The sequence below is a fragment of the Streptomyces sp. NPDC059398 genome (assembly GCF_042751845.1).
In the GTDB taxonomy this organism is placed as follows: Bacteria; Actinomycetota; Actinomycetes; order Streptomycetales; family Streptomycetaceae; genus Streptomyces.
The window spans coordinates 65342-75891 of the sequence record NZ_JBHYWP010000020.1; the positions used below are offsets into that span (position 1 = coordinate 65342).

13 protein-coding genes and 1 pseudogene are annotated in these 10550 nt (G+C 71.0%); 2 read left to right on the plus strand and 12 right to left on the minus strand.

What is annotated here, in order from left to right:
• Positions 1 to 190: 190 nt before the first annotated feature.
• Positions 191 to 1171 (plus strand): XRE family transcriptional regulator, encoded by a 981-nt coding sequence (locus ACFXBC_RS10345; RefSeq protein WP_385021280.1) that lies wholly within the window; start codon positions 191 to 193, stop codon positions 1169 to 1171.
• 72 nt (positions 1172 to 1243) lie between these two features.
• Here the strand turns inward: ACFXBC_RS10345 and ACFXBC_RS10350 are convergent, their stop codons facing one another.
• The 6 genes from ACFXBC_RS10350 to ACFXBC_RS10375 form a co-directional block, all read right to left on the minus strand.
• On the minus strand, positions 1244 to 2209 hold the full coding sequence (locus ACFXBC_RS10350) for a YgfZ/GcvT domain-containing protein (protein WP_385021283.1): 966 nt from the start codon (positions 2207 to 2209) through the stop codon (positions 1244 to 1246).
• A gap of 109 nt (positions 2210 to 2318) precedes the next feature.
• Complete coding sequence (locus ACFXBC_RS10355) at positions 2319 to 2771, minus strand: Fur family transcriptional regulator (RefSeq protein WP_385021287.1); 453 nt, start codon at positions 2769 to 2771, stop codon at positions 2319 to 2321.
• An 82-nt stretch (positions 2772 to 2853) separates the two neighbouring features.
• On the minus strand, positions 2854 to 3417 hold the full coding sequence (locus ACFXBC_RS10360) for an FABP family protein (RefSeq protein ID WP_385021290.1): 564 nt from the start codon (positions 3415 to 3417) through the stop codon (positions 2854 to 2856).
• Between the two features lie 302 nt (positions 3418 to 3719).
• Positions 3720 to 4568, minus strand: a complete 849-nt coding sequence (locus ACFXBC_RS10365) for a hypothetical protein (protein WP_385021293.1) — start codon at positions 4566 to 4568, stop codon at positions 3720 to 3722.
• The gene (locus tag ACFXBC_RS10370) at positions 4565 to 5365 is read right to left on the minus strand and encodes a hypothetical protein (RefSeq protein ID WP_385021296.1); all 801 of its coding nucleotides are present in this window, start codon (positions 5363 to 5365) and stop codon (positions 4565 to 4567) included. Before ACFXBC_RS10370 ends, ACFXBC_RS10365 begins: the two co-directional genes overlap by 4 nt.
• A complete protein-coding gene (locus ACFXBC_RS10375) occupies positions 5362 to 6270 on the minus strand; it encodes a hypothetical protein (protein ID WP_385021298.1) in 909 nt (302 codons plus the stop codon). Before ACFXBC_RS10375 ends, ACFXBC_RS10370 begins: the two co-directional genes overlap by 4 nt.
• Positions 6271 to 6373: 103 nt before the next feature.
• Here ACFXBC_RS10375 and ACFXBC_RS10380 point away from each other — a divergent pair, with 103 nt between their 5' ends.
• On the plus strand, positions 6374 to 6739 hold the full coding sequence (locus ACFXBC_RS10380; RefSeq protein WP_385021301.1) for a DsrE family protein: 366 nt from the start codon (positions 6374 to 6376) through the stop codon (positions 6737 to 6739).
• Between the two features lie 39 nt (positions 6740 to 6778).
• Here ACFXBC_RS10380 and ACFXBC_RS10385 read toward each other — a convergent pair whose 3' ends face one another.
• From ACFXBC_RS10385 to ACFXBC_RS10410, 6 genes and pseudogenes are all read right to left on the minus strand, one after another.
• The gene (locus tag ACFXBC_RS10385) at positions 6779 to 7099 is read right to left on the minus strand and encodes a DUF3099 domain-containing protein (protein WP_385021304.1); all 321 of its coding nucleotides are present in this window, start codon (positions 7097 to 7099) and stop codon (positions 6779 to 6781) included.
• 182 nt (positions 7100 to 7281) lie between these two features.
• Positions 7282 to 7569 carry a DUF1416 domain-containing protein gene (locus ACFXBC_RS10390; protein ID WP_164259678.1) on the minus strand — a complete coding sequence of 96 codons (288 nt, stop codon included), beginning with the start codon at positions 7567 to 7569 and terminating at the stop codon, positions 7282 to 7284.
• A 42-nt stretch (positions 7570 to 7611) separates the two neighbouring features.
• Entirely contained in the window at positions 7612 to 8451 is an 840-nt protein-coding gene (locus ACFXBC_RS10395) for a sulfurtransferase (RefSeq protein ID WP_385021308.1), read from the minus strand.
• 190 nt (positions 8452 to 8641) lie between these two features.
• Positions 8642 to 8722, minus strand: a complete 81-nt coding sequence (locus tag ACFXBC_RS10400) for an Ms5788A family Cys-rich leader peptide (protein ID WP_356828304.1) — start codon at positions 8720 to 8722, stop codon at positions 8642 to 8644.
• Positions 8723 to 8900: 178 nt separating this feature from the next.
• The gene (locus ACFXBC_RS10405; protein ID WP_385021311.1) at positions 8901 to 9593 is read right to left on the minus strand and encodes a DUF2993 domain-containing protein; all 693 of its coding nucleotides are present in this window, start codon (positions 9591 to 9593) and stop codon (positions 8901 to 8903) included.
• A gap of 72 nt (positions 9594 to 9665) precedes the next feature.
• Positions 9666 to 10550: pseudogene (locus ACFXBC_RS10410) on the minus strand (hypothetical protein); the annotation flags it as partial.

A 10550-nucleotide genomic window follows, 5' to 3' on the forward strand; every position in this document is an offset into this window, starting at 1 on the left:
CGCATGGCCCTCCAGCGTGCGGTGGCCTCATCGGCGTGGGGGGGGGGGGCGGGCCGCGGCCCCGCCCCCGCCCCGTAGGGGTGACCCCCCCAGGAGGGGGGGGGCGACCCGGGGCCCCCGGGGGGGGCCCCCCCCCGTCCAGGCGTACTATCCCGGCCCACAGGACGTGCGCCGACGATGCGGGGGTGTCATGAGAGAACCGCACCGGGCCGAACCCGCCGGTGGCATCTCCGCATCGTCCGGAGATGCCACCGCATCCTCCGGAGATGCCACCGCTCCGGACGCGGCAGGGTCCTTCGCCGCCGTCTTCCGGGAAGCCGTCCAGCGGCGCGGCCTCTCCCTCGACCGGGTGCGCGGGCGGCTGACCGGCCAGGGCATCAACGTCAGCCTCGCGACCCTGAGCTACTGGCAGCGCGGGCGCAGCCAGCCGGAACACGCACACTCCCTGCGTGCCGTGGACGCCCTTGAGACCATCCTGGAACTTCCGACGGGCGCCCTCAAATCCCTGATCGGACCGAGCCGTCCCCGCGGCCGTACCACCGGAGCGGCCCCCGGGGTGGACGTTTCACGCCGGGTGTTCGGAGAGCGGTCCCACGTCGAGCAGGCCCTGGGCCCGGATTTCTCCCGGTTCAACAACGATCTCATCGCGCTGACGATCCATGAGACGGTCCGGATCGACGCGCACCGCCGCTGCCGGGCCATCACCGTGCGACAGGTGCTGCGGGCGACGCGGGACGGGGCGCGCCGGATCACGGTCGTGCACGATGAGGTATCCGCCGGATCAGCGACCGTCACCGCACACAACGGCAGGCTGGGCAAAGTACGCCGACTGCCGGAACTGAGTACCGTCGTAGCCGAGTTGGACTTCGGAAGGGCGCTGGCCCGCGACGAGACCGCACTGATCGTCTACACCCTGCGGCACGGCCCCGAACCAGCGGAATCGCTGCTGCACGAGCGTCGCATACGTACCACCTCGCACGAATATCTGCTGCACATCTGCTTCCACCCCGCCGCGCTACCGGCCGGCTGCCACCGCTTTTTCCGGGAACGGGTCGACGCCCCCGCCCGCTATGAGCGCCGGATCGCCCTGGACGGGTCGCACTCCGCGCACATGCTGCTCCACAAGTGCCGGCCCGGTGTGTACGGGATGTCATGGGAATGGCCCCGCTGACCCACCAGGTTCACGTCACTTCCCGACCTCACGACCGCACCATGCAAGGACACGGCCGGAAGGCCCCAGCCCCTAAGGCTCCACCACGACTTCCTGGGCGGCCGCGGTGTCCCCCGCCAGCAGCTCCGCGTCCACCGGCACATTGCGCTTCACCAACGCCAGGGCGATCGGGCCCAGTTCATGGTGGCGGGCCGATGAGGTGACGAAGCCCAGCTGGCGGCCCTCCGCCCCGTCCGACGCCCGCCGGACCGGCGTACCGGGGGCCGGGAGCAGCACCTCGCTGCCGTCCAGATGCAGAAAGACCAGCCGCCGCGGCGGCTTCCCCAGGTTGTGGACACGGGCGACCGTCTCCTGCCCCCGGTAGCAGCCCTTCTCCAGATGGACCGCGGTGCCGATCCACCCCAGCTCGTGCGGGATGGTCCGGTGGTCGGTCTCCAGGCCGAGCCGCGGCCGGTGCGCCTCGATCCGCAGCGCCTCGTACGCGAGGAGCCCGGCGGCCGGGCCGTGCTCGGCCGCGTACGTCTCCAACTGCTCCCGGGGCAGGAAGAGATCACGGCCGTACGCCGTCTCCCGTACGACCACGCCCTCCGGCACCCCGGCGATCGAACCGGCCGGCAGATGGACGACCGCGGTGTCCGCGGTGCGGTCGGCGATCTCGGCCCGGTAGTAGAACTTCATGCTCTCCAGGTACGCGATCAGCTCCTGCTGCGTGCCCGGCTCGACATGGGCCCACACCGTCTCGCCGTCGTCCACGAGATAGAGGGCGTGCTCGATGTGGCCGTGGGCGGAGAGGATCAGCGCCTCGGTGGCCACGCCCTGCGGCAGCTCGCTGACGTGCTGGGTGAGCAGCAGATGCAGCCAGCTCAGCCGGTCGGGGCCGGTGACGGTGACGACGCCGCGGTGGGAGAGGTCCACGAGGCCGCGGCCGTCGGACAGCGCACGCTGTTCGCGGAACAGGTCCCCGTAGTGGGCGGCGACACCTTCGTCCCGGCCTTCGGCGGGGACGGCACCGGGCAGTGACAACAGCGGGCTCTTCATGTCCACAAGCCTACGACCGGCCGCCGGAAGGCCACGAACCGCCGCCGGGGGACACCGGTTCCGCCTGGTACGCGCCCCCGCCCCCGCCCCCGCCCCCGCCCCCGGGAGATTACGAAGCGCCGCCGGGGGCCGCGTCCTGGCCGGCCTTGTCCGTGCACTTCGCGCACCGGCCGAAGATGGCGAAGTGCTTCATGTCCGTCTCGAAGCCGAACGTCTCCCGCAGCTGCCCGGTGAAACCCGCGGCGACGCTGACATCGGCCTCGATGACGTCCGTACAGTCCCGGCAGACCAGATGGATGTGGTGGTGCCGGTCGGCGAGATGGTACGTGGGAGCGCCGTGCCCCAGATGGGCGTGGCTCACCAGGCCCAGCTCCTCAAGCAGCTCCAGGGTCCGGTAGACCGTGGAGATGTTCACGCCGCCCGCCGTCTTCCGCACCTCGGTGAGGATGTCGTCGGGCGTCGCGTGCTCCAGCGTGTCCACGGCCTCCAGCACAAGCTGTCGCTGCGGGGTCAGCCGGTATCCGCGGCTGCGGAGGTCGCTCTGCCAGTCAGTGGTCACCACGCGTCCAGTGTAGGAGCGACCCGGCGGAAGCGACCCGGGCAGAGGCTGAGCGGCTCAGCGGGAGCCGCTCAGCGGAAGCGTCCTACTTGAAGAAGGCGACACCGTCGTCGGGCAGGTCCTTCAGGTCCTTCGCCCACTCGCTGGGGTCGACGAACTTCTTCAGATGCGCGGACATATAGGGCCGCAGCTCGACCTCGGGGGTGGCCTTCTCGCCCACCCACATCAGATCGCTGTTCACATAGCCGTAGAGCCGCTTGCCGCCGCTGTACGGGCCGGAGGCCGCGGTCCGTGCGACCGCGTCCGTCACCAGGTCGATCTGCGGCTTCTGGTCGGCGAGCTCGCCGTACCAGACCTCGACGACGCCCTGGTCCCGGACCATCACGACCTCGACCTTGCGGTGCTCGTCGATGCGCCAGTACCCGGACTCGCTCTCCAGCGGCCTGACCTTCTCGCCCTCGGAGTCCAGCACCCAGGTGTGCGAGGTGTACTCCAGGAAGTCGCGGCCGTCGTGGCTGAAGGTGACTTCCTGGCCGAAGTTGCACTTCTCCTCACCGGGGAAGTCCGCGACACCGGCCCCCGTCCAGTTGCCGAGGAGGAAGACCAGCGGGACGAGGCTCGGATGGAGGTCCGACGGAATCTCGATCATGAGGGCTCAGACGATCTGTGAGAGGGGTTCGGTGGCGGCTGCCGGCTACCGGGCGGTCAGCGCTGGCCCTGGTAGAGCTTCTTCACGGAGAGGCCGGTGAAGGCGATGACGCCGACGCAGACCAGAACCAGCAGAGCGATGTAGAAGGCTTCAAGCACGAGGTGCTCCCTGTATGAGCGACTGCACGGACAACGGCGGCCGCGTGAACGAAAAGCATGAAGGGCCGGGTCCCAGCCTAATGGGTGGGGGCCCGGCCCTCTCTGCGAGGTGCGCGGCGGCAGCCCGCGCACGGTCGGCGGCCGTCAGCCGAGCAGCTGGCTCTGCAGGACGACCGTCTGGTGGAAGGGCACGGCGGGCGCCCCGCCCTTCCGCCTCTCGGTGATCACCGCGAGGGTGTCCCCCGCCACCACATAAGCCAGCCGGGCCTGGGTCGCGCCGTACGGCTCCTTCTCGGCGAAGACGGAATCCGACACCTCCTTCGGGGCTCCCCTGCGGTCCCAGCTCTCGTCGAGCTCCATCAGGGGCGCGTCCGCCGGTGGCTGTCCGGCATCGATCCCGGCGTTGATGACGTTGTCCTTGAACGCCTGGGCGAAGGCGTTCGACTGGAAGGTCAGCAGATAGATCCGGGCCGACGTCCCGTCCGGCATCGTCCACCCGCGCGCCGCGATGTGGCGTACGACGTAGTCGCGCAGGCCCATGGCGATGTCGGCCCGGCCGTCCTCGTCGTACTCGGACACATAACGGCTGTCCGGCACCCAGCCCCCGGACAGCTTCGGGTCGCCCTTCGCGCTCGCCGGGGCGGGCAGCAGCAGATCCCGGGCGTCCGCGTGGTGGACCTGGCCGTCGTTGCCCATGGTGAACGGCCGCGGCGCCCCGGAGGGCAGCGCGGGCAGCTTGAGCGCGGCGAAGTCCCAGCGGCCGTCGTCCGCGGTCGCCAGACCGGGGACGTCGGTACGGTGCAGAGCCGTGAGCCCGCACGCGGTCGCCGCTCCGAGTCCCGCGCAGACCACGGCGGCCAGCGTCCAGCGCGCCACCGCGCGCACCACCGGGCGCTCCCGCAGTGGGCTCCGGTCCCGGGGCGGAAGCTGGTCCTGCGGCTGGTCCACCGGGTGCGGTTCGCCGGGCGGGACCGTTGTCAGGTGCGCGGTCATACGGACTCTCCCGGGGTCGTGAGGTAGTCGAGCTGACGCCCCACGAGCGCCACGGCCTCGTTCTGGTAGGACGCCTCGGTGAAGGTGGCATTGAACGTGACCAGCACGTCGCCCCGGTAGCCGAAGCAGTCCAGGGTGCGGAGGCCGGATCTCAGTCCCTTGGGCGGCAGGAAGCAGCCGCTGTCCGAGCGGTGACCGTCGATCTTCGGCCCTGGGACGGCCCCGGCCGCCTTGAAGAGCTTCATCCGGGTCGTGAACTGGCTCCGTACCTCTTTCTTGTCCCTGATCCGCGCCAGCTGCACCTCGGCGACCAGGCTGTCGTCGTCGGAGGCGTACGTCCGCATGCCCATGCCCCGCACACCCCACCCCTCCACCTTCCGGTTCCACTCCGTGCGCCATGAGCCGGACAGGCCCTTGCCGGCCCCCTTGACCACGGCCTCGGCCTGCTTGGCGGTCAGCTCGGCGTCGTGGTCGTACTCGCCGATGTCGGGGCCGAGCCGGTAGCGGCCGTTGGCGGGCAGCAGCATCTTGCTGAGCACGGTGTCCTGGCGGCCTTCGCCCGGGTGGGCCACCGGGTCGTCGCGCTCCGGCTGCACGCCCTTGCCCCAGAGTGGGGTCGGGGCCTTTGTGGCAGCGTGCCCGGCGGTGGCGGCGATGTACGCGATGCCTCCCCCGGCGGCGCCGAGGACCAGCACTGCCGGGAGGATCGCTGCCGCGACCCTGACCGCACGCGAGGCCCGCCGCGAGGGGCGCACCGCACCGGGCCCGGCCGGTTCGCTGTTCACGTCGTCGTTCACAGGCGCTCCAACTGCCGCTCGGCCAACGTCCGGATGTCCTTCTCGCTGATGGGCCGGGTGTCGAACAGGTCGATGATGAACACCACATCGCCGCGCCAGCCCAGTGCCGTGGCCCAGTAGCCGTGCCCGTCCACGGCCACGCTGGCGGGCGAGCGGACGACGTACCTGGCGTTGCCACTGCCCTCGACGGAGCCGCCACGCTCTCCTTCGTCACCCCCCTCGGGGAGGTACCGCAACTGCCCGTCGGCCATCTCCCGGGCTGCCGTGCCTGAACCGGCCCGGTACTGCACCAGCCGGACGACACCCTCCCGGTCCTGGCCCTGCACCCAGTCGTCGGCGGCGATCCGGCGGACGTTCTTCTCGGTCAGCTCGGTGAACCCGCTGGCGACGTCCGTCCTGATCGAGGCGAAGGCGCTCGGCGTGATCCAGCCGTCGACGGGCAGCCCGCCCCGTGCGTACAGCTGCCGGTCCGCAGTGCGCGCCCCCCGCGGCCTGGGCACGAGCTGCTTCCGGAGGTCGCCGTCGGTGGCGAGCCCGCGGTCCTCCGCGGTGGTCAGCGGCGGGCGCCCCTTGCCCTCGGGGAGCGGCTTCGCGGGGTACGCCGGCGCGTGCTGCGACAGGGCGGGCAGCGGGGTCGGGGGCCGGTCGGCCTGGATCGTGTAACCGATGGCGCCGCCGCCGACGATGCCGAGCAGGGCGGCGGAGGCCACGATGAGCGTGGTCCGGCCCCGGCGACGCGGCGGCCTCCCGGGCTCCTGCGGCTCTTCCTGCTGCTGTGGCTGTTCCTGCTGCTGTTCCGGCTGTGTCTGTTCCGGCTGTGTCTGTTCCGGCTGTTGCCGTTGCTGTTCCCGCTGCTCCTGTCTTCGCTGTTCGTGCTGCTCAGGATTGTTGTCCAGCGCTTCCAAAGGGGTCCCCCCACGAGACCAGAGGCGCGGATTCCCTATCCGCGCATCCACCTGACTCGCCGGGCCCGGCCGGGGTTGTACGGCAGCCGATTACAGTTCGGACATGGCGCAGAAGAAGCTAGTGATCAAGGTGACCGCGGGATCCGACGCTCCCGAGCGGTGTTCCCAGGCGTTCACCGTGGCCGCGGTCGCGGTGGCCAGCGGGGTGGAGGTCTCGCTCTGGCTGACCGGTGAGTCGTCGTGGTTCGCCCTGCCGGGCCGGGCCGCCGAGTTCGAGCTGCCGCACGCGGCGCCGCTGCCGGATCTGATCGACTCGATCCGGGCGGGCGGCCGGATCACCGTCTGCACCCAGTGCGCGGCCCGCCGTGACATCACGGAGCAGGACGTCCTGGAAGGCGTACGGATCGCGGGCGCCCAGCTCTTCGTCCAGGAAGCGATGGACGACGGGGTCCAGGCGCTCGTCTACTGATGATGCTCGCCACGGCCGTCCGGGCCTGTGGGCGGCGGTCTACCGTCGCCGCTTCTTCCCGTCCAGCTCGTCCCACCACTCGTCGGACGTGCGGTCCCCAGAAGGCGGCAGGTCCTTGCGCTTGTCGTCACGCCTGCCGTCTCCGGATTCGCGGTCCGGTGGCGGCTCGTCCCACCAGCGGTCCTCGGGGCCGCGCCGGTTGCCGACGATCGCCGCGACCGGCGGGATGACCATCGCCACGAAACACATGGCGATGGCGGCGGGCACCGACCAGAGACGTACGAAGGCCCAGGCGGAGACGAAGAGCAGCAGACAGCCGCCCATCAACAGGAAATAGCCGCGCCGACGTCGCGAGTACATGTCTCCAGCGTAAGACCGATCGGTAACTCCCCGCCCCCGGACGGCGCTCGGCGATTTCCGGGGCCTCTCGGCCTGAGCAGGTGCCGGACAGCGCGGAGGGCCGCACCCCATTCCAGTGGCGTCCAACCCCCTGGGGTGCGGCCCTCCCGCCGAATCCGGCTACCGCCGGTTCACTGCCCGGTTCAGACAGCGATCGCGATCTCCGCGAGGCCGCCGGTCTGCGCGACGACCGTGCGGTCGGCCGTGCCACCCGGGACGAGGGCGCGCAGCGTCCACGTGCCCTCGGCCGCGTAGAAGCGGAACTGTCCGGTGGCCGAGGTCGGGACCTCGGCGGTGAACTCGCCGGTCGAGTCCAGCAGGCGCACATAACCGGTGACGGGCTCGCCGTCACGGGTCACGCTGCCCTGGATCGTGGTCTCACCGGGCTTGATCGTCGAGGCGTCCGGGCCACCGGCCTTCGCTCCGCACATGCTGTTCTCCTGAAGGGGCTGAGAGGGGGTGAAGGTCGGGTCCTACTTGTTGGCGCCGAGCTCGATCGGCACGCCCACCAGCGAGCCGTACTCGGTCCACGAGCCGTCGTAGTTCTTGACGTTCTCCTGGCCGAGCAGCTCGTGCAGGACGAACCAGGTCAGCGCGGAGCGCTCACCGATGCGGCAGTAGGCGATGGTGTCCTTGGCCAGGTCGACCTGCTCGTCCTCGTAGAGGGCCTTGAGCTCGTCGTCCGACTTGAAGGTGCCGTCGTCGTTGGCGTTCTTCGACCACGGGATGTTGCGGGCGCTCGGCACATGGCCGGGGCGCTGCGACTGCTCCTGCGGGAGGTGCGCGGGGGCGAGCAGCTTGCCGCTGAACTCGTCGGGCGACCGGACGTCGACCAGGTTCTTGCTGTTGATCGCGGCCACCACGTCGTCGCGGTAGGCGCGGATCGACTCGTCCTGCGGCTTGGCCTTGTACGTGGTGGCCGGGCGGGACGGTACGGCTTCGACCAGGTCGCGGGAGTCGAGCTCCCACTTCTTGCGGCCGCCGTCGAGCAGCCGGACGTCGCTGTGGCCGTAGAGCTTGAAGTACCAGAAGGCGTACGAGGCGAACCAGTTGTTGTTGCCGCCGTAGAGCACGACCGTCGTGTCGTTGCCGATGCCCTTCTCCGACAGCAGCTTCTCGAAGCCGGCCTGGTCGATGAAGTCACGGCGGACCGGGTCCTGGAGGTCCTTGGTCCAGTCGATCCGGATCGCGTTCCTGATGTGGTTCTTCTCGTACGCGGAGGTGTCCTCGTCCACCTCGACGATGGCGACCTGCGGGTCGTCGATGTGGGCCTCGACCCAGTCGGCGTCTACGAGAACGTCGCTGCGGCTCATGCGGAATCTCCTCCGGGGATGGGGAATCCCCTGCTCCTGCGGAGCCTGGGGAAGTGCGGCGGGATGGTGCGCGCGTATCGGCGTACGGTCCACGGGAGCCGGGGGACAGAGCACATCCGGCACCGCGGGAGGGGGCGGCCCCGGCGGACGGCCGGGGGACCCGGGGGGATACGGGAGTCGGAGCTCCCGCTCAGAAGGCGCGACAGAGCATGGCGGCGACGCGGCACAGGTCGACTGCCCGCCGCTTCGTGAGATCCGCCTGTTGCTTCATGCCCTCGATCGTAGGGAAGTACGGGCGGAGATGTCACCGTCGTATCACTCAATGAGACGCGATCGTCCGCGATGCGGGACAAAGTGTTGAGGCGGTGTGCACGGCCCGGAGTTCCCACGGTCCCTTATCTGCCCACCATCTACGGACCGGACTCCCCCGTCTCACTGGTCGGACGGACTTACTCTCCGGTCAGCGCGACATTCGTACCCGTGACACCGATGTCGACACCGTCCGGCGTGGCCCGCAGTTCGCTGAGGGTCAGACCGTCGGGCAGCCCGCCGACCGCGCTCTCGAAGTCGGTCTTCTGCCGGACCAGCCCCTCAAGCCCTGGGATGCCCTCGCCGGGCACCGTGTCCGCGTGCACCTTGATCCGGTTCGCCCCCAGCAGGGTCACCGTCGATGTCACGCTGCGGCTGACCGTGCGGCCCAGGACGGACACCGAGCCGGTGACCTTGACCTTGCCGTTCCCCGCGTAAGCGATTCGGACACCGGAGTCGGACGCCTTGGTGAGGTCCTCGTACGAGATGTGGGCCCGGCCGGAAGCCCGCGCGGCGACGGCGCTGCTGAAGCTGCTGGAGATCTTGGTGTCGCGCAGCTCGGCCCGCACCTCGGTGATCCGCACATGGCGGCCCGACGCGTTCGCCTCGACGCCCTTGAGGGTGACGTCGACCCGGTCGAGCTTCTTGTCGAGAACCTGGGTCAGGAACGGGAAGCCCTTGATGTCCACGTCGGGGGAGGCCGACAGGCCCTCGCTGCTGCGTATTCGGTCGGCCGCCTTGTTCTCCGCGACATGCACCGCGATCCGGTCGGCGAGGACGAAGAGCCCGCCCACCACCACGACGAGGATGAACAGTGTCCGCAGTGCTCGCATGCCGGTCGTCCCCCTGCTCGTACCCGGGTCCAGATCCGTGCCGGTGGCACGGATCAGAGCCTAATGTCCTGATCAGCCGATGAGGCGGCCGACCAGATAGATCGCCGGTGCGGCGGCGGAGAGCGGCAGGGCCACCCCGGCCGTCATATGGACGAACCGGGACGGGTAGTCGTAGCTCGCGACCCGCAGCCCGATCAGGGCGCAGCCGCCGGCGGCGAGCCCGAGCAGCGCGCCCGGCATCCCGAGCCCGGTGACGGCGCCCGCCAGGGCTCCGGCGGCCGCAGCGGCGACCAGGGCCGCGACCACGCCGGCCGGGCCCGGCAGCGGGAGCGCTCGGACGACGGCGGCGACCGCGACGGCCGTGCAGCCGACCGTCACGGCGTCCGTCGAGGCGGCCAGGATGCCCGTCGCGACGATGGTGAGCGCCGATGAGGCGATAGTGGCCATCAGCCCGGCCATCCGCTCATCGGCCGGGGCGTGGCTGCGCAGCTGGAGTACGAGCGTGAGCAGCACCCAGACGCCGAGCGTGCCGATGATCGCGGCGGGGCCGTGGTCCGCGCCCGCGACGAGCAGGGCGATGTCCGCGACGACACCGCCGAGGAAGGCGAGCGCGATGCCCTGCCGGGCCGGCCACATCCCGTTCAGCCGGAACCAGCCCGCCGCCGTGACCGCCTGGAGCACCAGGAGCGGCACGACCAGCGCGTACCGCCCGCCGAACGCGGCGGCGGCGAGCAGGATCCCGAGCCCGGCCGTCAGCGCGGCGGGCTGCATCCCCGGGGCGATGATCGGCGACCGCCCCTCCGCACGGGCCCGCTGCGCGTCGGTGATCCGCGCCTGGCCGACGGTGCTGGGGGCGCTGTACGCGGGCCCGCCGTCGGGCGCCCGGCCCGGGGGGGGCACCCGCACCGACGGGGGCGCCCGCGCCGCGGGCCCCCGCGGCGGCCGGGGGGGGGCGCG